We start from the raw sequence: 24,159 nt of genomic DNA, 5'->3' as shown, positions 1-24,159 counted from the left end.
CGGGAGCGAGTCGTCATGTGGTCATGGCTGAGAGGCCTGTTCGGAAGGCGCCGGCCCAAGCTGGATCATTCGGCCGAGATGGCCCTTAAGGAACACGCAGACTGGCAGCGCCTCATCGCCGAATGGCCCTACCCGCTGCGGCTCGTCCCCGGCACCGAGGCGACGGCGGCATGGTTCGAGGAGGCGGCCATCGGTGCGCGCGAGGGCTTCTCGCCGATCCTGATTACGCCACGGACTCTGAAAATTCCGAAGGATCAGCGGGAGATAGCGGAAGAGGACATCGCATCTCCCGAGACGATCGTGGACGATTACGTGCGCAAGCTCCTTTTTGAGGACTGGGCCGCCGAAAATAAAACAGGGCCCTACAATATCAGGGATGCCTCTGCTGAGCAGGTCGCTGCCGCACTGGCTGAAGCGGAAGATTATAACCGGGACGGAGCATACGGTTTCGATCGGGAATTCTTTAACAATGTTAAGGAATTGCCGCCTACCGCGCCAGACACTGAGCCACAGACGCAGCAGTTCAACGACATCAACTCGTTTTATCTCAATGCCCCCTACCCTCAGGTAGCGATCACCCGCCTGCCCACGCCCGACAGCTGGCGTGTGCCTTTGCTGCTCGGACTCGGCGGTTGGAACAATTGCCCCGACACGGCCTCACTGGCAGCCTTTGCGCGACGCTGGAAGCTGCTTTACGGCGCGGAACTCGCCGCCGTCACCTTCGACACGCTCGAATTCGTGGTCGCCCGACCACCGACCACCTTCGACGCAGCGACGCGCCTTGCGAAAGAACATTACATCGCCGGCAACGAAGTCTATTTCGAGCAGATCAGCGACTACATCGCCCGCCTGCGCACCGCGCGCCGCTGGTATTTCTGGTGGGACTGAGGACAGACCACGCCGTGCTCCCTGAGCTCCGCACCGGCGCAATCTGGAAGCGAGGCGACCGAGGCAATCGATTTCAATCCACGCCCTTTCCGTTCCAGCGCTTCGTCGTCGGCAAATCGAGGCCGAACAGATCGAGGGCGCGGGCGATGGTCTGGTCCACGATGTCGAGGATGGAGGTCGGCCGGTGGTAGAAGGCCGGCACGGGGGGCATGAGGATGGCGCCGTTGCGGGTCGCCTGCGCCATCAGCTCCACATGGCCGGCGTGGAGCGGGGTTTCGCGCAGCAGCAGCACCACGCGGCGCCGCTCCTTCAGGCACACGTCGGCGGCGCGCACCACCAGCTCGTCATTGTAGCAATGGGCGATGCCGCTCAGCGTCTTGATGGAGCAGGGCGCGACCAGCATCCCCTCCGTCACGAACGAGCCGGAGGAGACGGACGCGCCGATGTCCTTCGGATTGTGGACGTGGTGGGCGAGGGCGCGCACCGCATCCGGCGTGAAGTCGGTTTCGGCGATGATGGTGCGCGCTCCGGAGGCGGAGAGCACGAGATGGGTCTCGACCCCACCCCGCTCCCGCAGAAGCTGGAGCGCGCGGATGCCGTAGATGGCGCCCGACGCGCCGGTGATGGCCACCACGAGACGTTTCATGTCATCAATCCGGCAGCGCCAGATCCGACCAGATCGCCTCGGTCAGGTCCGTGAAGGCGGGATCGCTGCGCATGGTGCGCATGTGCCGGGGTCGCGGCAGGTGGACCTTGTATTCGGCGAGGATGCGGGCCGGGCGGGCGCTGAACACCACCACGCGGTCGGCCAGCGCCACCGCCTCCTCGATGTCGTGGGTGACGAAGATGATGGAGCGGCGCTCCGCCTCCCACACCCTGAGCAGTTCGAGGCCCATGGCGATCTTGGTCTGGTAGTCGAGCGCGCCGAAGGGCTCGTCCATCAGCATGAGGGAGGGGCGATAGGCCAGGAGGCGCCCCAGCGACACGCGCTGGCGCATGCCGCCCGAAAGCTGCTTCGGCCAGGCATTCTCGAAGCCGTCGAGGCGCAGCAGCTTGATGAGCCGCGCCACCTGCGCCGCCTGCTCGCCGGAGGGCGTGCCGCCCAGCTCGGCGCCGACGCGGATGTTCTCGGCGACCGTCCGCCACGGCAGCAGCGCATCCTTCTGGAACATGAAGCCCACCTTGGGCGGCGGCGACGTGACCGCCACCCCGTCCACCTCCACACGCCCGCCGGACGGCTTCAGCAGCCCGCTGATGGCGCGCAGGATGGTGGACTTGCCCGAGCCCGAGGGCCCCACCACGGCGACGAACTCACCCTCCGCCACATCAAGCGAGATGCCCGAGACCACCTCCAGCGGCGGCAGGTCCGGCCGGGGGAAGGAGATGGAGAGGTCTTTGAGCGCGGCGCGGGGCCTCGGCGTTTCGGCGGTCAGCGCCAAGTTGGTCAGCGCCATGTGATCATCCTCCGCTCGACGAAGCCGACAAGCTGGTTGGCCAGCATGGCCAGCACCATCAGCACGATGAGGCCGGTGAACACGCCTGTTGTGTCGAGCTGCCCGCCCCGGCTTTCCACGTACCAGCCGAGGCCGCGATTGGCGCCGATCAGCTCGCCCACCACCGCGCCGATGAGGGCGAGGCCGATGCCGATGCGGAACGAGGCGAGGATCCACGGCGTCACCGCCGGCAGCAGCACCCGCCGCACCAGATAGAAGCGCCCGGCGCGCATGGACTTCATCAGGTCCAGATGGTCGGGATCGATGGTGCGGATGCCCTCCATGACATTCATCAGGAAGATGAACACCACCATGGTGAAGGCCATCATGATCTTGGAAAACAGGCCGATGCCGAACCACAGGATGAACAAGGGCGCCAGCGCCACGCGTGGCAGTCCGTAGAGCCCCATGATGACCGGATCGAGGGTGCGGGCGACTTCCGGCGCGCGGGCCAGCACGATGCCGAGCGGGATGCCGATCACCGCCGCGAGCACGAGCCCGGCGCCCGCCTCCTGCAACGTGGTGCTGGTGTGGAGCCACAATTCACCGTTGAGAGCGAGCTCCCACAGCCGCGCCGCGATCAGGCTCGGCCGGCTGCTCCAGAACGGGTTGAAGAGGGTGTGGGAGGCGAGTTCCCACAGGCCGAGCAGAACGGCGATGAGGCCGATCTGCCGCAGCCCCGTCGCGCCGATCCCGAAGGAGAAGCTTCGCCGTCCCGGCCGGGCGAAGGCCGGCCCGCGCGTGGTGATGCTGTCGCTCATGCGGCGCCTCATTTGGGCAGATAGGAGAGGGCCACGATGTCGGCGTAGGGCATCGGCTTCAGCTTCGGCTCGGCGATCGTCATCATGGCCATGAGAAAGTTGAAGCTCTCCGGCGACATGACGCCGTTCTTGGAGAGATAGCCGGCGGCCAGGTCATCGGCGAGCTGGGCGACCATGGCGTCGTCCTTCATCTCGGGGAACAGGGACTTGATGGCGGGATAGAGCACCGTCTTGTCCTGCTGGATGAGGCGCAGCGCCTTCACCACCGCCCGCGCCACCTTGCGCGCGTCTTCGGGGTGGGCCTTCAGCCAGGTATCGGTGGCGATGAGATCCTGCGCCGGATAGGGCAGCTTGCGGAAATCCTCGATGATCCGATAGGCGCCCTTCTCGGCCATGACGATCTGGATGTCGGGCGTCGAGAACATGCCGCCGGCGATGGCGCCGGCCTGCAGCGCGGCCTTCTGCGCGCCCGCGCGGCCCACCGAGAGCAGCACGAAGTCCTTGTCCGGGTCGAGGCCAGCCTTGCGGATGGCGTAGCGCACCGTGGTGTCGGTGAGGCTGCCCGCCGTGGTGATGCCGATCTTCTCGCCCTTGAGATCGGCGATGCTCTTGGCGGTGGAATCCGCCTTGCCGATCAGCGCGTAGCTGTGCTGCTCGGCCAGCGCCACCAGCACCTTTCCGCCGAGCCCGCGATCCTGGAGATGGACCGCATGGTCGGCGGCGCAGATGCACAGATCGATGCTGCCGGAGGCGAGGGCCTGCGCCACCGGCCCCCCGCCCTTGAAGTCGAGGCGCTCATATTTGAGGCCCTCTTCGGCGAAGAAGCCCTTCTGGTCCGCCACGAGGACCGGCAGGCCGCCGGCCGAGAGCTGGGCGACGCCGATCTTGAGCAGCGTCTCGGCGGAGGCGGCCATGGACGACAGGCCGGCCAGCGGCAGAAGCGCCGCTGCGAAAAGAAGAGACTGGAACCTGCGACGCATGTGTTCACCCTCTGGAAGAGTGGAAGAATGCTTCACCAACCTCAAACGCTCTCGCCGCTTCTCTTTTCCGGGCGATGTTTTTTCTTCGGGCCGGACGTTCTTCGGACCGGACGTTCTTCGGGCCAGACTTGCCGGAAAGCTGGTCTTTTCCGATTTGAAAACGATGGGCGTGATGTCCCCGCAGCCACCACGCCCATCGTCTCGCCCGCCCGGCTCACGCGCCCGGCGGCTTGGCGGCAAAGCGCGAGCCGCGCAGGCACATGGCGCCCTTTGCGTCCTGCCACAGGCGTTCGGTGGCGTGCAGATGGCCGAGGGCGCGGGCGATGACGGCGAAGTTGTAGCCGCTGAACGCTTCCGCGATATCCGTGTAATAGCGCGGCGCCTCGCCGATCATCTGGGCGATCTTCTCGGCCAGCTCAGCGACATCTTCCTCGCCCGCTGCCGCACCGGGCTCATCCGCCTTGCCGGAGACGTAGTCGCCGATCTTGGCCGTATCGGCATAGGCATAGGCGATGCGCTCGTAGCGCTCCTTCGGGATGCCCTCGGAGATGGTGGCATCGATGCCCACCTTGGCGGTGGTGGGCACCACGCCGGGCGGCGTCGGCGGCAGGCTCGGGTCCAGCGGCTTTCCGCGCGCGCCGGTGACGATCATGATGTCCTTGTCACCCTGCACGCGGGTGGCGATGGCCCATTCCACGTCCATGGGATTGAAGACGTCGATATCGTCGTCGACCACCACCACATGCTTCAGGTCCATCACCGAAAGGGCGGCGAGCAAAGCGTTCTTGCCCTCCCCCGGCTGCTTCTTGATGGAGATGACGGCGTGCCAGAAGGCGCAGCCGCCGAGGGTGACGGTGATGTCCTTCACCTGCACGCCGGCCGTCTTCAGCGCCTGCCGGATGAGGGCGTAGCGGGTGGGGGCGGCGAGCCAGGTGTTCTCCCACGGCATGTGGAGCGCGTAATAGACCGCATCCTTGCGCATGGAGACGGACTTGATGCGCACGATGGGGTTCCAGTGCAGCCCGCCCATGAGCCGGGTGAACTCGCCGAAGCGGCCTTCCGGATAGATCCAGCCGTGGGGCAGGATCTCCGCCTCCAGCACGATCTCGGCGTCGGCGATGTAGGGCACGTCGATGGTGCGGCAGGGCGCCAGGTCCACCGGGCCGCCGCGCAGGCCACCGGAAATGGCCATCTCGTCCACGCCGAGGGGCGCGCGGAAGCCCGAGCCCATGATCTCGTAGGGGTGGGTGCCGATGGAGATGGAGATGGGACACGGCCGGCCCGCCTCGTAGGCCCGCTGCGCGAACAGGCGCATGTTGTTGGGCGTGACGATGTCGATGCCGGTGAGGTTCTTTTCCTTGACGATGAAGCGGTAGATGCCCGCGTTGAGGCCGAATTCGGGATCGCGCGCGATCACCACGCCGGCGGTGATCATCGGGCCGCCGTCATAGATGGAACTCATGGGGATGGGCAGCTTGTAGAGGTCGACCGCATCGCCCTCCATCACCACTTCCTGCGTGGGCGAGGTGTTGACGATGTTGGGGTTCACCGGCCGGTCGATGGCCGCCCTCAGCTTCATCTCGATTTCGGGATAGGCGGTGCAGCCGAGCGACATGATGGCCCGCTTCTGCGAGCGGATGATGCCGGAGACGACAGGCACGTCGTAGCCGATGACGTTATGGAAGAACAACGCCTTGTCGGACTGGTCCACGAGCGTGGCGATGTGGCGGATGTCGATCGGCTGATGCAGGTCGATCAATTCGCCCTCATCGCGAAGCCGGCCCAGGAACTGGCGAAACGTCTCGGTATCGTGCCGCATCTGTCACGCTCCACGCGCGCCACGTGCCGTGGCCACGCCACTGAACAGGCCCGGCATGACGCCGCGCCCCTCCCGATTTGATGGACTTTTTCACGCCGCCATCGCGAACATCGGCCACACGCCCGCCGGACGCCGCGACAGAAATGCCAATCTTATTTGCAGTTGTTCAGGGCACTCGCAGCCAATTCGAGCTGCTGAACTCTAACCCTACGGCAGTTATCGCATCACTCATGATACGGAACCCCTCGGAAACGCAGCCCATGGCGAGCCGTTCACCTTCCAATGCCGAATGGCTTCGAGAGGTGCTGCGCTCTACACCATCAACACGCTGTCACGTTGGGGCGGACACGCCGGAGCCCAGCGACCACGGAAGACATAATACATAGCTTGGTATGCAAGTCTACAGAATGGTCATGCGCTAATTTTAGGCAGAGCCCTAGTCGCGCTGCTGGATATCGGCCTCCAGCCGCTCCGTGAGATCGATCAGCATGTCCCGCAGAGCCTTCTGCGCCGCCGGATCGAGCCCTTCCAGCGCCACGCTGTTGACTTCGGCGGCGTTGCGGACGGCATCGCGGGCGAGCCGCACGCCCGCCTCGGTGAGATGGATGGTGGCGAGCCGGCCGTCCTCGGCGCTCTGGCGGCGGGTGATGAGGCCGTCGCGCTCCATGCGCTTCAGGGTGTTGGCCATGGTGGCCTGTTCGATGCGCACCACCTCGCACAAATCGCGCTGGCTCATGCCGTCCTGGGCGAGCAGTTCCACGGCGATGGGATACTGGCCGGGGAGGATTCCATCCGGCCCGTTGCGGACCTTCAGGGACTGGGCAAGCAGCCGCGCCAGCAGGCTGATGAGATAGCCGAGCGTCATCCGGTGCAGCGGGGCGACCTCGAAGCTCTCCGGCGCCGCCATCTCCTGCGCCTGATGCTTGCCCTTGGCCGCCATCACCACCCCTCCGCTCGCCTGCAGACCCGTCCGGGCGGGCGTCGAGCGCCGCGCACCATCTTCCGCAACCCTCCGGGCCGCGAACCCCTTTCGGTTTTAGAGGGAGAGACGCCAAGTTTCCAAGGCCCCACGCTCACGCCCCCTCCAGCGCCCATCGCCGGGGCCGGGACTGGCCCTTTCTTGGGCAGCGCCCTGTGAGCCTCCCACCAAAACCGCCCGCTTTTGCGACAGATGGACACCATATGGTTGATTTACATCGATAAATTTTTTCATAGCGTGCTATCTATTTAGCCTTCTCCCCAGTCAGGTCGTTCTGTAGGCTTCTCACCAGTCAGCCGAGAGGTGATGAGCGTGACCGAGGAGCGCGACAGCGACCGGGGATCGGATGCGGGGCATGTCCTCGAAATTCCGAGCGCGACCCTGAAAGGCCGGCAGGCCTACGACCTGCTCCGGCGCGAGATCGTCTCCTGCCGCATCCTGCCGGGCACCCGCTTCACCGAGGCGGAGCTGATGGAGCGGCTGGAAATCGGCAAGGCCAGCTGCCGCATCGCCCTCCAGCGGCTCATCCAGGACGGCTTCGTCGCCTCCATGCCGCGCCACGGCTACCGCGTCACGCCCATCACCGTGAAGGATGTGGAAGAAGTCTTCGCGCTCCGGCTGGTGCTGGAACCGCTGGCCGCGCGCGGCGCCGCCGGGCGGGTCAACCGGGCGCATCTGGAGCGGCTCGAAGAGGCCTGCCGGGTGAAGCTGACGACCGATGTGGGCAACCAGATCGACTTCTTCCTCGAAGCCAACCGCAGCTTCCACATGGCCATCGCCGAGGCCGCCGGAAACCAGCGCCTGTGCCGCTCGCTCTCCGGCCTCCTCGACGAGATGACGCGCCTCGTGGCGCTCGGCTTCGGCGTGCAGGGCGTGCGCCCCAACATCGCCAACGATCACGTCCTGCTCATCGAATATCTCTCCGCCGGCGATGCGGCGGCCGCCGCCGAAGTGGCGCGGCGCCATGTGGAGACGTTCCGCGAGATGACCATGGAAAAGGTCATCGCCTCGCTCAGGGATTCCGCCGCGGTGGTGCCCGTCGCCCCGCTCTCCAGCCTGAGCGGGAGGGAGCGGTGAGCGTCGTCCAGCTGGAAAGCGTCGGCAAGAGCTTCATGCGCCGCGACGGCGAGCAGCTCGAAGTGCTGCGCAACATCGATCTCGACGTGCCGGAGCGCTCCATCGTCGCCCTCGTCGGCGCCTCGGGCTGCGGCAAGAGCACTCTGCTCAACATCGTCGCCGGCCTCATCCCGCCGGATCAGGGCACGGTGTTCCTGAACGGCCAGAAATCCAGCGCCTTCAAGGATTGGCGCACCATGACCTACATGTTCCAGGAGGACCGTCTGTTCCCCTGGCGCACCACGGCCCAGAACGTCGCCCTCGGCCTCGAAGCCGCCGGCATGCCGCGCAAGGAGCGGCGCGATCGGGTGATGCAGGTGCTGGAGCTGGTGGGGCTGGAGAAGTTCGCCGACTCCTTCCCCCACGAGCTGTCCGGCGGCATGCGCTCGCGCGCCGCATTGGGCCGCAGCCTCGTCACCGAGCCGTCGATCCTGCTCATGGACGAGCCCTTCTCCAAGCTCGATCCCTCCATCCGCACGCAGATGCATGACGAGGTGCTGCGCATCGCCGGCCTGCGGCAGATGTCGGTGCTGTTCGTCACCCACGACGTGGAGGAGGCGGTGGTCCTCGCCAACAAGATCGTGGTGCTGATGCCCCGCCCCGGACGGGTGAAGGAAACCCGCGAGATCGACCTGCCCTACCCCCGCAATCCGCTCTCGCCCGAGGTCGCCGAAGAGGTGCGCCTGCTGCGCCTCAGCCTGTGAATACGTTCCCTGCCGCGTTCCGCCGCGTCCGTCCTCCTTCGCAGAAGCCGAGCCAGATGAAGCGCTCCCCCCTCCAGATGACCCAGGACCGCCGGCTGCGCCTCATCGGCCTCAGGCTGCTGCTCATCATCATCGTGGTCGGCCTCTGGGGCATCGGCTCGCTGGGCGCGCCCGCCTTCATCCTGCCGAGCCCGCGCCGGGTGTTCGGGGTGTGGACGCAGCTCGTGGTCACGCCCGGCTTCTGGGCGGATTTCGGCATCACCTTCTACCGCATCGCCATGGGGTTCATCTTCGCCACCGTGGTGGGCGTGGTGCTGGGCCTGCTGCTCGGGGCGAGCCGCACGCTGGGCGATTTCTTCCAGCCTTTGCTGGTGGTCATCAACACGGTGTCCTCGTCCATCTGGGCGATTTTCGCGCTCATCTGGTTCGGCCTGTCCAACTGGTCGACGATCTTCGTGGTGTTCATGACCGCGATGCCGCTCATCCTCACAAATGTCTGGCAGGGCACGAGCACGGTGAACCGCGATTTCATCGAGCTGGCGCAGACCTTCCGCATGTCGCGGCTGCAGGTTCTTCTGAAGATCTACCTGCCCACCATCCTGCCCCAGTTCTTCGCCGGCGCGCGCCTCGCCTTCGGCTTCGGAGCCCGCGTCTCCATCGTGGCGGAGGCCCTCGGCGCGTCGAGCGGCATCGGCTATCGGCTGCGGCAGGCGGCAGACCTCGTGCAGACGGACCAGGTGTTCGCCTGGACCCTCACCCTCGTCATCCTGATGATCTTCATCGAGGCGGTGCTGCTGAAGCCCCTCGAAACGCATCTCTTCGCCTGGCGCAAGCCGCGCCCGGCCTGAAACCCATAAAGCCAAAAAACAATACAACCTTCCATCACGGGGATTTCGATATGAAGCGTCTTGCTTTACTGGCCGCCGCAGTCGCAATCGGCCTGTCATCTCTTCCCGCCGAAGCCGCGAAAGTGCGGATCGGATACTGGAGCTCCGGCGTCAGCCTCGGCTTCGGCTCCTTTCTGGAAGCCGGCAAGTTCATGGAAAAGCAGGGGCTCGAAGCCGAGTTCGTGAAGTTTCCGGATGTGAACGCCCCCACCAAGGCCATGGCCGCCGGCGCCATCGACTTCGCCATCGGCGCCAGCGCCGGCAGCGCCTTCTCGGTCGCCGCCGACGGCCTGCCCGTGACCATCGTGCTCGCGACGCAGGTGGCCGACCTCGACTTCGTGGTGATGGCGGATTCCCCCATCACCAAGATGGAGGAGCTGAAGGGCAAGAAGATCGGCATGTCGCCGTCGGGCAGCGCCACGGCGGCCATCAGCGCGGCCATCCTCATCAAGAACTACGGCATGACCGCCTCGGATTTCGAGGCCGTGCCGGGCGCTGATCCGCGCCTCGCCCAGTTCCTGGTGCAGAAGAACATCGACGCCGCGGCGCTGCGCACCGTCACCATCGCCCTCCTGCCCGACGTGAAGCTGCGCAAGCTCGCCTCCTTCCGTGGCGAGTGGGCGAAAGTCACCGGCAAGGAGGCCCCGCCCGTGCTCGGCGTCGGCCTCATGCGCAACGCGTGGATGAAGGAAAATCCCGAGGGCGCCGCCAAGGTCATCGCGGGCATGCGCGGCGCCTACGAGGCCGGCAAGGCCGACAAGGCCGCCGTCGCCAAGGCCCTGATGGCCGCCGGCAACATCCCGGAAGACGATGCCAAGGCCTACGCCGCCCTTTGGGACGGCATCTACACCGTCTCCATGGAACCCGCAGACATCGCGTCGATGAAGGCGGAGTTCGAAGTCTTCAAAAGCGTCGGCGCAGTAAAGGGCGACCTGCCCGACGCGGCTCTGGACCCCGCCCCCTACCAGGCTTCCAAGGCCATCAAGTAGTCGCCCTGGCGCTCAAGCCGCCGAAACGTTCCAAGCAGAGAGAAGTGAAATGACAAAAACCATGAAGGCCCTGCTGCTGAAGCAACATGGCGACGTGAGCGATCTCGTGGTCGTCAACGACTATCCCGTCCCCAGCGCGAAGCCGGGCGAGGTGGTGATCCGGGTCGGCGCGTCGTCCTTCAATTATCACGACGTGTTCACGGTGAAGGGCATGCCCGGCATCAAGGTGCCGCTGCCCGTCATCATCGGCCTCGACATGGCCGGCGAGATCGTGGAACTGGGCGAGGGCGTCACCGGCTGGTCGGTGGGCGACCGGGTGCTGGTGAACCCGCTCAACCCCAAGGTCGGGCTCATGGGCGAGATGATGGACGGCGGCATGGCGGAATACTGCGCTGTCACCGCCGGCCAGCTCATCAAGATGCCGGACGGCGTGAGCTTCACCGACGCCGCCTCCCTGCCGGTCGCCTACGGCACCGCGCACCGCATGCTCGTCACCCACAACACGGTGAAGGCAGGCGACAAGGTGCTCATCCTCGGCGCCTCGGGGGGCGTGGGCACGGGCTGCGTGATGCTCGCCAAGCAGATGGGTTGCGAGGTGATCGCCTGCGCCGGTTCCGACGACAAGATGGCCCGCCTGAAGGAACTGGGCGCCGACCATGTCGTGAACTACCGCACCACCGACTTCTCCAAGTGGGCGGTCGAGAAGTACGGCAAGCCCCAGCGCCGCACCTATGAGGGCGGCGTGGACGTGGTGGTGAACTTCACCGGCGGCGACACCTGGGTGCCTTCGCTCCGCTGCGTGAAGCGCGGCGGCACCATCCTCGTGTGCGGCGCCACCGCCGGCCACGATCCGAAGGAAGATCTTCGCTACATCTGGAGCTTCGAGCTGAAGGTCATCGGCTCCAACAGCTTCTACCACGAGAACCTCTCCGCCCTCATGGACATGATCCAGAAGGGCGAGCTGAAGCCGGTGGTGGACAAGGTTCTCCCCCTCGAAGAGGCCGCCGAGGGCCTGCGCATGATCCGCGACCGCGAGGTCATGGGCAAGATCGTCGTCACCCCCTGAGAGGCCGCACCATGTCTGACGCTCCCCTGACCAAGGAACAGGTCCAGGCCCTTCTCCTGAAGGGCCCCTTCCACCAGTGGCTCGGCCTCACCGTCGAGGACGTGGGCGAGGGCACCATCCGCCTGCGCGCCAAGTGGCGCCCGGAATGGGTGGTGAACGCCGACAAGGGCTACGCCCACGGCGGCATCCTCGCCACGCTGGTGGACCTCACCGCCGACTGGGCGCTGGTGTCCAAGACCGGCCGCGGCGTGCCCACCGTGGACCTGCGGGTGGACTACCACCGCGCCGCCATGCAGCACGACCTCATCTGCGTGGGCAAGGTCATCAAGTTCGGCGGCCAGCTCTGCGTCTCCGAGGCGCAGGTTCTGGACGAGGACGGCAAGCTGCTCGCCTCCGGGCGCGGGGTCTACATGATCCCGCCCAAGGCCTGAGGAGGAAACCCGTGGCCGCGCTCGACCATGTGGTGATCAACACCCTCAAGTCCATGGACGCGGCCGCGGACCTCTTTGCGGCGCTGGGCTTCACGCTCACGCCGCGGGGGTACCATTCGCTCGGGTCCATCAACCATCTGATGATGACGCCCGGCGCCTATCTGGAGCTGGTGGGGGTGCCGGACACCGGCCGCCAGCGCCAGGAGGTGCTGGACAGCCCGTTCGGCCTCAACGGCCTCGTGCTGCGCACCTTCGACGCCGACGCCACCCGCGACCGCCTCGCGGCCGCTGGATTCGCCCCGACCGGGCCGGTGGCGTTCTCGCGGCCGGTGGACGTGGAGGGCGTCGAGCACGACGCCCGCTTCCGCACCGTGCGCCTGCCGCCGGAGACCTTCCCGGCCGGGCGCGTCTATTTCTGCGAGCACCTGACGCCGGAACTGGTCTGGCGGCCGGAATGGATGACCCATCCCAACGGCTTCCTCGCCATCGACGCCTTCACCATCGCCTCGACCGACCCGGAGGCGGAGGCCCGCCGCCTCGCCATGGCCTTCGACAGCACCGCAACGCCCCACGCCGAGGGCTGGCGCGTGCCGCTGGACGATGCCGACGTGCTGGTGGTGCCGGGCGAGACAGCCGCCTTCCGCACCGCGACGCTGCGCTTCGCCAGCCTCGACGACATCGCGGCCCGCGCCGCCGCGCGCGACGATGCCGGCTGGCAGCCCCTTTCCCCCGATGCGGGCCTGCTCAGCCTGCCCGCCTTTGACCTGAACCTGACCTGCAGGAGCAGCCGATGAGCTTGCCCGCGAACCTCGGGGATTTCGTCTGCCGCACCAACGCGCCGGACCATCCCCTGTTCATCGGCCTCGATTTCGACGGCGGCACCACCGTGCTCACCCGCGCCGCCTTCGACGCCCTCGCCGACGCCGTGGCCCGCGGCCTGCTCGCCCGTGGCCTCGTGCGCGGCGACCGCATCGCCATCCTCGCGGCCAACCGGCCGGACTATGTGGCGGTGGTGATGGGGGCCATTCGCGCCGGCATCGTGCCGGTGCCGGTGAACTTCAAGTTCCCGGCCGCGACCATCGCCGACGTGATCGCCGATTGCGGCGCCCGCCTCGTGGTCCACGATAGAGAGCGCCGCGCCCTCCTGCCCTCAGAACCGCCCGAGGGCGTCGCCTTCGTGGATTTCGACGGCACCGGACCGGGCACGCTCGCCGCCCTCCTCGATCCCGGCGCGTTCGAGCCGGTGGTGCCCGTGCCCGACGAACCGGCGCTCAGCCTCTACACCTCCGGCTCCACCGGACGGCCCAAGGGCGTGCTGCTCTCCCACGCCGCGCACCGGTGGGTGGCGGACACCCGCCGCACCGAGACCGATCTCTCCCGCGAACGGATGCTCATTGCCGCGCCGCTCTACCACATGAACGCGCTGGCGCTGGCGCTGCTCACCTGCGCGTCCGGCAGCACGGCGGTGCTGCTGCCCCAGTTCCGCGCGGTGCCCTATATCGAGGCCATCGCCAGCCACGGCTGCACCTTCCTCACCGCCGTGCCGCCCATGATCGCCATGATGCTGCGGGAGAAGGCGGCGCTGGCGAAGGCCGACCTCTCCGGCGTGCGCATGCTGCGCATGGGCTCGGCGCCGGTGACGGATTCGCTGGCCCAGCAGATCCGCCAGCTTCTGCCCAACGCCGCCATCATCAACGCCTATGGCACCACGGAAGGCGGCCCCATCGTGTTCTCCGGCCATCCGGACGGGCGGCCCGTGCCCATGGGCTCGGTGGGCTATCCCCATCCTCAAGTCGCCGTGCGCCTCGTGGGGCCGGAGGCGCCGGAGAGCGGCGAGCTGGAGATGAAGAGCCCGGCGGTGATGCTCGGCTATCACAACCGGCCGGACGTGCGCTCGCCCCTCACGGCGGACGGCTTCTACCGCACCGGCGACGTGTTCCGGCGCGACGCGGACGGCTTCTATTATTTCCTCGGCCGCACCGACGACATGTTCGTCTGCGGCGGCGAGAACATCTTTCCCGGCGAGGTGGAAGCGGTGCTCGACAAGCACCCGCAGGTGCTTCAATCCTGCGTCGTGCCGGTGCCCGACGACATCAAGGGCGAGAAGCCCGTGGCCTTCGTGGTGCGCCGCGCCGGTGCCGACATCGGGGAGGAGGCCTTGAAGCAGTTCATGCTCGCCAACGCCCCCGCCTACCAGCATCCCCGCCGCATCTGGTTCCTCGACCAGATGCCGCTGGCGACCACCAACAAGATCGACCGCAGCGCGCTGAAGCGGCGCGCGATCGCCGATGTGAGCACGGCCGAAATGAGCCCCGCAGGGAGCCCGGCATGAACGTCATCGCCCCGCCCCGCGCGGTGCCCGATCAGGCGTGGGTGGCCGAGGCCATCGCGCGCATCGAGGCGGACATCAACCGCTCGGCCGACACCCACCTCATCCGCATCCCGCTGCCGCGCGTGCCCGGCATCACGCTCTATCTGAAGGACGAATCGAGCCACCCCACCGGCAGCCTCAAGCACCGGCTGGCGCGCTCGCTGTTCCTCTATGCCCTGTGCAACGGCTGGATCGGGCCGGACACCACGATCATCGAATCCTCGTCCGGCTCCACCGCCATTTCGGAAGCCTATTTCGCCCGGCTGCTGGGCCTGCGCTTCATCGCGGTGATGCCCCGGCGGACCTCGGCGGAGAAGGTGGCGGCCATCGCCTTCGAGGGTGGCGAGCCCCACCTCATCGACGGCTGGAACACCTCGGAAGAGGCACGCCGCCTCGCCGAGGAGCTGGACGGCCATTACATGGACCAGTTCACTTTTGCCGAGCGCGCCACCGACTGGCGCGGCAACAACAACATCGCCGAGAGCATCTTCTCGCAGATGGCGTGGGAGCCGTTTCCGATCCCCGACTGGGTGGTGTGCAGCGCCGGCACCGGCGGCACGGCGGCGACCATCGGGCGCTTCATCCGCTACCGCAAATTCCCCACCCGCCTGTGCGTGGCGGACCCGGAGGCCTCCGTCTTCCACCGCCACTATGCCGACCGCGCGGTGATGCAGGTGGATGCCTGCAAGAGCGTCATCGAGGGCATCGGCCGCACGGTGGTGGAGCCCTCCTTCATCCCCTCGGTGGTGGACCGCATGGCGGTGATTTCCGACGCGGCGAGCATCGCCGCCGCCCGCCGGATCAGCGCCGTGATCGGCCGCGCCTGCGGCGGCTCCACCGGTACCAATATCTCCGCCTGCGTCGATCTCATCGAGGAGATGGCGGCGGAGGGGAAAGGCGGGTCCATCGTGACCCTGCTGTGCGATTCCGGCGCGCGCTACCGTTCCACCCTGTATGACGATGCCTGGCTCGCCGAGCACGGCATCGACCTTAAGCCCCACATCGCGCGGCTCGATGCCGTGTTCGGCCCTGAGCGCTGACGTTTCTCTCATTGCGGGACTGCACCATGACTGCGTCGTTCGATTGGTCCGCCGGCTATCCCTCGCGGCGCCTGCCCGTGTTCGGCAACAATGTGGTCTCCACCTCCCATCCCCGGGCGGCGCAGGCGGGGCTCTCCATGATCGGGCGGGGCGGCAATGCGGTGGACGCCGCCATCGCCGCCGCCGCCGTCATGGCCATCGTGGAGCCATGCAGCAACGGCCTCGGCTCGGACGCCTTCTGCATCCTGTGGGACGGCAAGGGCCTGCACGGCCTCAACGCCTCGGGCTTCTCGCCCGCCGCCTGGACGCCCGAATACTTCCGCACCAAGTACGGCGCCGATGCCAAGACCCTGCCCCAGCGCGGCTGGGACGCGGTGACGGTGCCCGGCGCGGTCGCGAGCTGGGTCGCGCTCTCCGAACGCTTCGGCAAGCTGCCCTTCGCGGACCTGCTGGAGCCGGCCATCGCCATCGCCGAGCGCGGCTTCCTCGTCTCCACCAACGTGCAGCACAAGTGGGCCGCCGCCGCGACGCTGCCCCAGCTCACGAGCCAGCCGGGCTTCAAAGAAGTGTTCCTACCCAAGGGCCGCGCGCCCTTCGTCGGCGAGCACGTGACCATGCCGGGCGCCGCCCGCGCGCTGCGGCTGATCGGCGAGACCAAGGGCGAGGCCTTCTATCGCGGCGAGATCGCCGACGCGCTGGAGGCGAACGCCAAGGCCAATGGCGGCGCCCTCACCGCAGCCGACATGGCCGCCTATGCCCCGGACTGGGTGACGCCCGTGGCGCAGGACTATCGCGGCTATACGGTGCACGAGATCCCGCCCAACGGGCAGGGCATCACCGCGCTGATGGCGCTGGGCATCCTCTCCCATTTCGATCTTTCGGGCCTGTCGGCGGACAGCGTGGAGGCCCAGCACCTCCAGATCGAGGCCATCAAGCTCGCCTTCGCCGACGTCTATCGCTACGTGGCCGATCCCCGGGCCATGGAGATCAGCCCGGCGGACATGCTGGACAAGAATTATATCGCCGGCCGCGCCCGCCTCATCGACCCGCGCCGCGCCCAGCGGTTCGCGCCGGGCAATCCGGTGCGCGGCGGCACCATCTACCTCACGGCGGCGGATGCCTCGGGGATGATGGTGAGCTTCATCCAGAGCAATTATCAGGGCTTCGGCTCCGGCGTGGTGCTGCCGGACTGGGGCGTGTCGCTCCAGAACCGCGGCTTCGGCTTCAGCCTCAACCCGGAGCGCGCCAATGTGGTGGCGCCGCGCAAGCGGCCGTTCCAGACCATCATTCCCGGCTTCCTGACCAGGGATGGTCAGCCGGTGATGAGCTTCGGCGTGATGGGCGGCAACATGCAGCCGCAGGGCCATGTGCAGACGCTGGTGCGGATGCTCGACTTCGCCCAGAACCCGCAGGCCGCCTGCGACGCCCCGCGCTGGCGCTTCGACGAGGGCCTCTCCATCAACCTCGAGCCCGGCAACACGCCGGAGCTGCTGGACGGCCTCGCGGCGCTGGGCCACGAGGTGGCCGTGCTCAACGACACCTATCAGGATTTCGGCGCCGGCCAGTTCATCTGGCGCATGGGCGATCCGGCGGTGGAAGGCTACGCAGCGGCGAGCGACCCGCGCCGGGATGGTCAGGCGGCGGTGAGCTGAGGGGACGAGCCGAACCGGAGAAACGCGCAGGCCGCGCCACCATAACACCCGTCATGCCCGGCCTCGTACCGGGCATCCACGTGGTTAGGCCGGGAACGGCATTCGGACGTTGATGCTAGCGTCACGACGTGGATGGCCGGGACAAGCCCGGCCATGACACCTGTGAGGGCGGAATGCGCCGATCTGGACGGCCCCAAGGAGCCCCGCCCCTCACCCCGCCCGCGACAGCTCGCGCCCGGAGAGCCCCGCCGCCTTGGCCGTGCCCAGCAGCCCCTCCACCTTCGCCACGATGGCGTTGGCGTCGAGGCCGGCTTCGGCGATCTGGCGGGCCTGGGTGTCGTGGTCGATATAGATGTCCGGCAGCACCATGGAGCGCACCTTGACGGTGCCGCGATCCAGGACGCCCTCGTCGGTGAGGAATTGCAGCACCTGGCTGCCGAAGCCGCCGATGGAGCCCTCTTCCACCGTCACCAGCGCGGCATGGCCGGAGGCCAGCTTCAGCGCGAGATCGCGGTCGATGGGCTTGGCGAAGCGGGCATCGGCCACCGTCACCGTGAAACCGGCCGCCTCCAGCCGCTCGGCGGCGTCCAGCGCGGCCGCAAGGCGGGTGCCCAGCGAGAGGATGGCGACATCGCCCTCCCCGGTTCCGCGCACGATGCGCCCCTTGCCGATGGGCAGCGCCTCGCCCCGGTCCGGCCGCTCGACGCCCACGCCCTCGCCGCGCGGGAAGCGCACGGCGGACGGGCCGTCGTCATAGGCCACGGCGGTGGCGATCATGTGCATCAGCTCCGCCTCGTCGGCGGGCGACATCAGCACCATGCCGGGCAGGCAGCCGAGATAGGCGAGGTCATAGGCCCCCGCATGGGTCGCCCCGTCCGCCCCCACGAGGCCGGCGCGGTCGACGATGAAGCGCACGGGCAGGCCCTGCAGCGCCACGTCGTGGATCACCTGGTCGTAGGCCCGCTGAAGGAAGGTGGAATAGAGCGCGCAGAACGGCTTGAAGCCTTCCGCCGCGAGGCCACCCGCGAACGTCACCGCATGCTGCTCGGCGATGCCCACGTCGAAGGTGCGGTCGGGATAGGCCTGCCCGAACAGGTCGATCCCCGTGCCGGAAGGCATGGCGGCGGTGATGGCGACGATCTTGGGATCGCGCCGCGCCTCGGAGATCAGGCTCTCGGCGAACACGCGGGTGTAGGACGGGGCGTTGGACTTGGCCTTCACCTGCGCGCCCGTCACCACGTCGAACTTCACGACGCCGTGGTACTTGTCCGCGCTCTGCTCGGCCGGGCCGTAGCCCTTGCCCTTCTGCGTGACCACATGAACGAGGATCGGCCCCGTCTTGGCGTCCCGCACGTTCTTCAGAACGGGCAGGAGGTGGTCGAGATTGTGCCCGTCGATAGGGCCGACATAATAGAAGCCCAGCTCCTCGAAGAGGGTGCCGCCGGTCCAGAAGCCGCGCGCGAACTCCTCGGCCCGCTGGGCACCGCGCTCCACGAACTTGGGCAGGTGGCCGGCGATCTGCTTGCCGATCTCCCGCAGCGAACGGTAGGTCTGGCCGGAGATGAGCCGCGCCAGATAGGCCGACATGGCCCCCGTGGGCGGGGCGATGGACATGTCGTTGTCATTGAGGATGACGATGAGGCGCGAATCCATGGCGCCGGCATTGTTCATGGCCTCATAGGCCATGCCCGCCGACATGGCGCCGTCGCCGATCACCGCCACCACATTGCGCTCGCCGCCGCCGAGATCCCGCGCCACCGCCATGCCGAGGCCGGCGGAGATGGAGGTGGAGGAATGGCCGGCGCCGAAGGGGTCGTATTCGCTCTCGGCCCGGTTGGTGAAACCGGAGAGGCCGCCGCCGGTGCGCAGCGTGCGGATGCGCTCGCGCCGCCCGGTGAGAATCTTGTGGGGATAGCACTGGTGGCCCACGTCCCAGATCAGCCGGTCGTGGGGGGTGTTGAAGACGTGGTGCAATGCCACCGTCAGCTCGACCACGCCGAGGCCCGCGCCCAGATGCCCGCCGGTGACGGAAACCGCATCGATGGTCTCGGCGCGCAGCTCGGCCGCAAGCTGGGCCAGCTTCTCTTGGGGCAGCCGCCGCACATCTGCGGGTTCGCGGATGGTATCGAGCAACGGGGTCTTCAGCAAAGTCACGGACCACTCCGACCGGAACGAACCGGGAAACCGAGCCTTACACACGGGCTCGCTGGTATGCAACGTACAAAGGCTGACCTTGCGGCGACGCTCGGGCGACCTTCGTCTACACCTGAAACCTATACGTGCGGCGGGGCATTCCGGCGCACTCCATCGAGGCAACCGGCGAATTTTCCCGCCCGGATGGCGACCCGGTGGAGGTCGAACAGCGCCAGCGCCAGCGCGCAGCCGGCCCCCAGCCAGAGGAGCCGCGAGGCCCGCCCGCCGGCGCGGCCGTATTTCTCCCGCACATAGAGTTCCGAGTGCATCTTGGCGCGGCTGATGCGGAAGGTCTGGCCGAAGGAGGGCGTGCTGGAGCGCCCGCCCGCATGGGTCACCCGTGCGTCCGTCACCACCACGATGGGGATGCGGCGGGCCAATACGCGGAGCGAGAGGTCATCGTCCTCGTGGTAGAGGAATATGGCCTCGTCGAAGCCGCCGAGATCGAGGAAGGCGGCGCGGGACACCATGAAGGCGGCGCCATGGACGAAGCGGGTGCAATAATCCCCCGCAATCTCCTCCGGCGCGAGGCGGGCGCTGCGCGGGACCTTCTCCAGGATGGAGCCTTCCTTGCGCATGAGCCGCCCGTTCTCGCCCACGATGGCCGGCATGAGAATGGCCGGCTCGCCATAGAGCCGGGCCGCCGCCAGCAGGCGGGGAAGGGTATCCGGCCCCAGCACCGCATCGGGATTGAGGAAGAGGACATAGGGCGTCCCCGCCCGCCGGGCGCCGGCATTGCAGGCCGTGCCGAAGCCGGCATTGACAGGCATGGCGACGAAATCGACCGGCCGCGCGAGGGCCGCCGCCCACGCTGTGCCCTCGGGGCTCGCATTGTCCACCACCACCACCGGGCATTCCGCCGGAACGCTCGCCACCGCACGGCCGATGACGGCCGAGCTGTTGTAGGTGACGAACACGACCGTCACGTCGGCGGGAGCGGGCCGTGGGCCGTCCTCATCGGACGGGGCCTCCGCCACGGTCGGAAAGGGGCGCATCATGGGCGCTCTAGTGCAGCGGAACGCAGGCAAACTCAAGGCCGAGGGCGGCGAGCCCCGCCAGCGCATGGTCCGGCGTGAGGCGCGTCATGCAGCCGTGGCCGTGGGTGCAGTCGGCCACATCGTTCAGGAAGCACGGCGCGCAGCTGGCATGGGCGCTCAGCACCGCCACGCGCGGGCCGGCAGGCGCCCAGCTCTGGATATCCGCAAGGCCTGAGAACAGGCACAGGGTCGGCCGTCCGAGGGCCGCCGCAAGGTGGGCCGGGGCGGAATCCAGCGCCACCACGGCCCGCGCCCCGTGGATGACGGCTGCGAGCCCGGCCAGATCCTGCCGGCCCGCCAGGTTGACCACGCGATCCGCCGGCAGTCCGGCAGCGATGGCGGCGCACAGCGGCTCCTCTTCCGCCGTGCCCGTGAGCACGAGGCCGAGGGCGCCTGCGCCCAGCAGCCGCTCCGCCAGCACCCGCCAATTCTCCACGGGCCAGAGCTTGATGGCGAGGCGGGCGCCGGGGGCGAGCACCACATAGCCATCGGGAAAATCCGGCACAGCCGGTGGGGCACCGAGAGGGATGGGCGCCCCTTGGTCGGCCTGGACCGCCCGAAAGGCGCTGACCAGCACCTCGGCGAGGGCGGAGAGGCGCACCCCCGCCGGCAGCGGCGCCAGCAGGCCGCCTGCGCGGGCCGAGGCCTCCATCTCCGGCAAGGCGAGGTCGAGAGCATGGCGGGCGCCGAGCCCGGCGAAGCCGACGCGAAACCGCACCGGCAGCGCGGCCAGCAGCGCGCGGGAATCGTCGGCGTGGCGCAGGTCGATGGCGATGTCGGCGGGCGGCAGATCCAGCGCCGCGACCGCCGCCAGCGCGGCGTCCGGCACGCCAGCGGGCGGATGGCCCCGCGCCGGATAATAATCAAAGCCGTGCACCGCATCGAAGAGGCCGGTCGTGGCGGCGAAATCGCACATGAAGGGCGCGCACAGCAGCGTCAGGCGCGAGGCGGGAAAGGCTTCGCGGAGCCGCCGGATCGCCGGCAGCGCGGTGACGAAATCCCCCGCATGATCGAGCTTCACCACCAGCAGCGACGGCGTCGGGCCCAGCGCGGCGAGGCGGGACAGGGGACTGTCCCAGAGGCCGGGCGCGAAGCTGGGGGAAGGGACGGGCTGCACCGGCTCCGCCTCGGCCTGGGGCAGCGCCGGAGGCTCGGGCACCAAGGGGGCGGCCGCGTCGCCACCCATGGGCGCCGATGGCTTCCACATGGCGGTCAGCAGATCCCGCAGCCTCGCCATGCCCTCTCCATGCCCGCCGCGATGAGGGGCCCGCCGCCCCTGCCCTGCCGAGGTGGGACGGCTCCATTATCCCGGCGCCTGCCGTTGCCGCAACTAGCCACGCCCGGCCATCTTCGCTAGAAGGCGCCCCATGCACGACGCCGAGGGAACGCTCGCAGGCCCCACCGCCGGGACCGACGCCGAAGCGCGCGGTATCCCGCCCCAGGACGCGGACGCGCGCGCCCGGGTCCGCCGCCGCCACGTCTTCTTCATTGCCGGCTTCGACCCCATGGCGGTGGAAGGGCACCACCGCATCTTCGTGCGCGAGCTAAAACGCTTCGGCGACGTGTGGAATGTGCGAACCCACTGCCGCGACTCGGCACCCGTGCCGACGCCCACGGGCGGATTCTGGCGAACCGAAGCTGACGGCCCCAACTGGCATACCGAAACCACGTTCGAAAACCTGGGGTGGCATGACCTGACTCGGGCTGACATGGGCCGTTCAGTGTGGAGCCACATGAAGGGCTCGGTGCGGGCCATGGCGGACATGGTGTCGAGCGGCACCATCGCCAACTACTTCCGCTCCAGCCGGCGCTACGGCCTGTTCTTCCTCTTCACCTACATGCTGCTCGCCCTGTTCTGGGGGCTGGCAGCGGCGGCGGGTTTCCTTGTTCATCAATGGCTTGCGGCGTTCGGCACGCTGGTCGCGACGATCGCCGGTCTTGCCGTGACCCTCGCCGGAGGGCTCCTCCTGATGCGCTGGCCGGGGCGCCGCTTCCGGCTGAAGCAGTCGCTGGATCTCGCTGAATTCTCAGTGGATTTCGTCCGCGGGCGGCATCCCGAGGTGGAATCCCGCATCCGCGCCTTCGCCGATCGTCTGCGGGCAGTTGAAGCGGAGGCGGCGGCACAGGGCATCGACGAGATTATCGTTGCAGGCCATAGCCTTGGCGCCATGCTCGCGGTCAGCGCGATGGCCGCGGCGCTCACCGCCGATCCCGCCTTCGGCACCCGCGCCCGCGTGCGCATCCTCACCCTCGGCTCGACCACCGCCAAGTTCGCCCTGCACCCCGCCGGCGGACGCTTTCGCGAGGCAGCAGAACGGGTTGCGGCGGCCGAGCAGATCGGCTGGGTGGAGGTGCAGTCGCGCGACGACATCGTCTCCTTCTACAAGGTGAACCCGGTCACCCTCGGCCCCGTCAGCTTCGCCCCGGTGCTGCTGCCGCCCGGCGACTATTTCCTCAAGCCATTGATCCGACACGTAGAAATCCGGCAGATGATCTCGCCGGCCATCTACCGCCGCCACTGGTTCGACGTGATGCGCCTGCACTGCCAGTGCTTCCTCGCCGGCGATATCCGTTCGACGCATGACTTCTATGCGTATGTCTGCGGACCCCTGTCGTTCGACGTTTTGGCCTCGCATACCAATAGCTTACGGGCCTATCTCCTGCCCGACGGAACCCTGCGCCCGCTGGTCTATGACGACGCCGGCTGCATCCTCCCCCTCCCGGAACCCGAGACCGCCGCATGAGCCTCCTGACCTTCGCCAAGATCGCCTGGGCCGTGGGCGTTGTATCCTGGTACGTCCTACGTATCCCTTTCGAACGAAAGGCAAAACGCCAGCGCGTGGCGGATGCGCGGCACCGCAATCTGCGGGAGATGATCCTTCTGTCCATCTCCACGCTGGGGCTGGGCATCATCCCCGCGATCTATGCGGCGACGGGCTTCCCCAGGTTCGCCTCCTACCCGCCGACCGTGCTTCAGCTGGTGGCGGGCGTGGTGGTGTTCGCCGGCTCACTTCTGCTGTTCTGGCGCACCCACCGGCAGCTTGGAAAGTATTGGTCGGTGACGCTGGAGATCAAGGATAAGCACGAGCTCATCACCTCGGGGGTGTATCAGAAGGTACGCCACCCCATGTACTCGGCCTTCTTCCTGTGGGCCCTGGCGCAGGCGCTGCTTCTGCCGAATTTCATCGCCGGACTGGCCGGCCTGATCGGATTCGGCATCCTCTTCTTCTTCCGCGTCGGGCGCGAGGAGCAGATGATGCGGGAAGCCTTTGGCGCCGAGTATGACGCCTATGCCCGGCGCACCAGGCGCGTCATTCCGGGCATCTACTGAACGAAGCGGGAAAACGGGCGCGGCAGCGATTCGGTCCCGCTGCGTTCCCCCACTGTCCCCGACAAATCCTGCAACTGTGCCGTTTCGGGACGCTTGTCAGGCGTCCGGATCGAGCGGCTGGGTGCCCGCCGGGCGGCCGGCGGCGTCGCGGGTGATGGTCTCCACCCGCGCCTCGGCGGCCTTCAGCAAGGCCTCGCACCTCTGCTTCAAGGCTTCGCCGCGCTCGTAGATGGCGATGGATTCCTCCAGCGGCACGTTGCCCCGTTCGAGATTGGCGACGATGGCCTCCAGCTCGGCAAGCGCCTGCTCGAACGAGAGATTTTCGACGCCGGCCACCGCCGTGCCGCCCTTTGCTCCGCTCGCGCCTGCCATGGCCGCCTCCTGATTCGACAGGCGCTCACCATAGACGACACCCGCCGCCA

Annotated in this window: 23 protein-coding genes; 13 read left to right on the top strand and 10 right to left on the bottom strand. The window is 67.9% G+C overall.

Going from position 1 to position 24,159, the window contains the following annotated elements:
* Nucleotides 1–15: 15 nt before the first annotated feature.
* Nucleotides 16–888, top strand: coding sequence for a DUF4253 domain-containing protein (locus tag ACE3QW_RS19990; RefSeq protein WP_374253525.1), 873 nt, complete (start codon nt 16–18; stop codon nt 886–888).
* 73 nt (nt 889–961) lie between these two features.
* On the opposite strand, the gene ACE3QW_RS19985 is transcribed toward ACE3QW_RS19990, so the two are convergent.
* From ACE3QW_RS19985 to ACE3QW_RS19960, 6 genes are all read right to left on the bottom strand, one after another.
* Nucleotides 962–1,534 carry a UbiX family flavin prenyltransferase gene (locus ACE3QW_RS19985; RefSeq protein WP_250168106.1) on the bottom strand — a complete coding sequence of 191 codons (573 nt, stop codon included), beginning with the start codon at nt 1,532–1,534 and terminating at the stop codon, nt 962–964.
* A gap of 4 nt (nt 1,535–1,538) precedes the next feature.
* Nucleotides 1,539–2,342 carry an ABC transporter ATP-binding protein gene (locus ACE3QW_RS19980; protein ID WP_374253523.1) on the bottom strand — a complete coding sequence of 268 codons (804 nt, stop codon included), beginning with the start codon at nt 2,340–2,342 and terminating at the stop codon, nt 1,539–1,541.
* Entirely contained in the window at nt 2,333–3,142 is an 810-nt protein-coding gene (locus ACE3QW_RS19975) for an ABC transporter permease (RefSeq protein ID WP_374253521.1), read from the bottom strand. The genes ACE3QW_RS19980 and ACE3QW_RS19975 overlap by 10 nt, the downstream gene beginning before the upstream one ends.
* Before the next feature lie 8 nt (nt 3,143–3,150).
* The gene (locus ACE3QW_RS19970) at nt 3,151–4,122 is read right to left on the bottom strand and encodes an ABC transporter substrate-binding protein (RefSeq protein WP_374253519.1); all 972 of its coding nucleotides are present in this window, start codon (nt 4,120–4,122) and stop codon (nt 3,151–3,153) included.
* A 214-nt stretch (nt 4,123–4,336) separates the two neighbouring features.
* Nucleotides 4,337–5,941 (bottom strand): UbiD family decarboxylase, encoded by a 1,605-nt coding sequence (locus ACE3QW_RS19965; RefSeq protein ID WP_374253517.1) that lies wholly within the window; start codon nt 5,939–5,941, stop codon nt 4,337–4,339.
* 436 nt (nt 5,942–6,377) lie between these two features.
* Entirely contained in the window at nt 6,378–6,881 is a 504-nt protein-coding gene (locus ACE3QW_RS19960) for a MarR family winged helix-turn-helix transcriptional regulator (protein WP_374253515.1), read from the bottom strand.
* A gap of 345 nt (nt 6,882–7,226) precedes the next feature.
* On the opposite strand from ACE3QW_RS19960, the gene ACE3QW_RS19955 reads away from it, so the two are divergent.
* The 10 genes from ACE3QW_RS19955 to ACE3QW_RS19910 are packed head-to-tail and all read left to right on the top strand — an operon-like array spanning nt 7,227 to nt 17,176.
* Entirely contained in the window at nt 7,227–7,997 is a 771-nt protein-coding gene (locus ACE3QW_RS19955; RefSeq protein WP_250168101.1) for a GntR family transcriptional regulator, read from the top strand.
* Nucleotides 7,994–8,740: an ABC transporter ATP-binding protein gene (locus tag ACE3QW_RS19950; RefSeq protein ID WP_374253512.1), complete on the top strand. Its 747-nt coding sequence runs from the start codon at nt 7,994–7,996 to the stop codon at nt 8,738–8,740. The genes ACE3QW_RS19955 and ACE3QW_RS19950 overlap by 4 nt, the downstream gene beginning before the upstream one ends.
* Before the next feature lie 56 nt (nt 8,741–8,796).
* Nucleotides 8,797–9,588 carry an ABC transporter permease gene (locus ACE3QW_RS19945; RefSeq protein ID WP_197023041.1) on the top strand — a complete coding sequence of 264 codons (792 nt, stop codon included), beginning with the start codon at nt 8,797–8,799 and terminating at the stop codon, nt 9,586–9,588.
* 50 nt (nt 9,589–9,638) lie between these two features.
* Nucleotides 9,639–10,616 (top strand): ABC transporter substrate-binding protein, encoded by a 978-nt coding sequence (locus tag ACE3QW_RS19940; protein ID WP_029558989.1) that lies wholly within the window; start codon nt 9,639–9,641, stop codon nt 10,614–10,616.
* A gap of 49 nt (nt 10,617–10,665) precedes the next feature.
* Nucleotides 10,666–11,682, top strand: a complete 1,017-nt coding sequence (locus ACE3QW_RS19935; RefSeq protein WP_029558990.1) for a zinc-binding dehydrogenase — start codon at nt 10,666–10,668, stop codon at nt 11,680–11,682.
* Between the two features lie 11 nt (nt 11,683–11,693).
* Nucleotides 11,694–12,113, top strand: a complete 420-nt coding sequence (locus ACE3QW_RS19930; protein ID WP_029558991.1) for a PaaI family thioesterase — start codon at nt 11,694–11,696, stop codon at nt 12,111–12,113.
* Between the two features lie 11 nt (nt 12,114–12,124).
* Complete coding sequence (locus ACE3QW_RS19925) at nt 12,125–12,907, top strand: VOC family protein (protein WP_374253509.1); 783 nt, start codon at nt 12,125–12,127, stop codon at nt 12,905–12,907.
* A complete protein-coding gene (locus tag ACE3QW_RS19920) occupies nt 12,904–14,445 on the top strand; it encodes a class I adenylate-forming enzyme family protein (RefSeq protein WP_374253507.1) in 1,542 nt (513 codons plus the stop codon). The genes ACE3QW_RS19925 and ACE3QW_RS19920 overlap by 4 nt, the downstream gene beginning before the upstream one ends.
* The gene (locus tag ACE3QW_RS19915) at nt 14,442–15,524 is read left to right on the top strand and encodes a PLP-dependent cysteine synthase family protein (RefSeq protein ID WP_374253505.1); all 1,083 of its coding nucleotides are present in this window, start codon (nt 14,442–14,444) and stop codon (nt 15,522–15,524) included. Before ACE3QW_RS19920 ends, ACE3QW_RS19915 begins: the two co-directional genes overlap by 4 nt.
* 26 nt (nt 15,525–15,550) lie before the next feature.
* Nucleotides 15,551–17,176, top strand: coding sequence for a gamma-glutamyltransferase family protein (locus ACE3QW_RS19910; protein WP_374253503.1), 1,626 nt, complete (start codon nt 15,551–15,553; stop codon nt 17,174–17,176).
* A 210-nt stretch (nt 17,177–17,386) separates the two neighbouring features.
* Here ACE3QW_RS19910 and dxs read toward each other — a convergent pair whose 3' ends face one another.
* The 3 genes from dxs to ACE3QW_RS19895 form a co-directional block, all read right to left on the bottom strand.
* Nucleotides 17,387–19,330: a 1-deoxy-D-xylulose-5-phosphate synthase gene (dxs, locus tag ACE3QW_RS19905; protein ID WP_374253501.1), complete on the bottom strand. Its 1,944-nt coding sequence runs from the start codon at nt 19,328–19,330 to the stop codon at nt 17,387–17,389.
* Nucleotides 19,331–19,449: 119 nt separating this feature from the next.
* Nucleotides 19,450–20,367, bottom strand: coding sequence for a glycosyltransferase family 2 protein (locus ACE3QW_RS19900; protein ID WP_374253500.1), 918 nt, complete (start codon nt 20,365–20,367; stop codon nt 19,450–19,452).
* A gap of 7 nt (nt 20,368–20,374) precedes the next feature.
* Nucleotides 20,375–21,643 carry a glycosyltransferase family 9 protein gene (locus ACE3QW_RS19895; RefSeq protein WP_374253499.1) on the bottom strand — a complete coding sequence of 423 codons (1,269 nt, stop codon included), beginning with the start codon at nt 21,641–21,643 and terminating at the stop codon, nt 20,375–20,377.
* Between the two features lie 130 nt (nt 21,644–21,773).
* On the opposite strand from ACE3QW_RS19895, the gene ACE3QW_RS19890 reads away from it, so the two are divergent.
* Together ACE3QW_RS19890 and ACE3QW_RS19885 are read left to right on the top strand one after the other, a co-directional pair.
* Nucleotides 21,774–23,150 (top strand): hypothetical protein, encoded by a 1,377-nt coding sequence (locus ACE3QW_RS19890; protein WP_374253497.1) that lies wholly within the window; start codon nt 21,774–21,776, stop codon nt 23,148–23,150.
* Nucleotides 23,147–23,737 (top strand): protein-S-isoprenylcysteine O-methyltransferase, encoded by a 591-nt coding sequence (locus tag ACE3QW_RS19885; RefSeq protein WP_374253495.1) that lies wholly within the window; start codon nt 23,147–23,149, stop codon nt 23,735–23,737. Before ACE3QW_RS19890 ends, ACE3QW_RS19885 begins: the two co-directional genes overlap by 4 nt.
* 96 nt (nt 23,738–23,833) lie before the next feature.
* On the opposite strand, the gene ACE3QW_RS19880 is transcribed toward ACE3QW_RS19885, so the two are convergent.
* Nucleotides 23,834–24,109, bottom strand: coding sequence for an exodeoxyribonuclease VII small subunit (locus ACE3QW_RS19880; protein WP_029559001.1), 276 nt, complete (start codon nt 24,107–24,109; stop codon nt 23,834–23,836).
* Nucleotides 24,110–24,159 lie beyond the last annotated feature (50 nt).

This window comes from Xanthobacter sp. (assembly GCF_041911315.1).
Classification (GTDB): domain Bacteria; phylum Pseudomonadota; class Alphaproteobacteria; order Rhizobiales; family Xanthobacteraceae; genus Xanthobacter; species Xanthobacter aminoxidans.
This window is presented reverse-complemented; position numbering and strand designations above follow the sequence as displayed.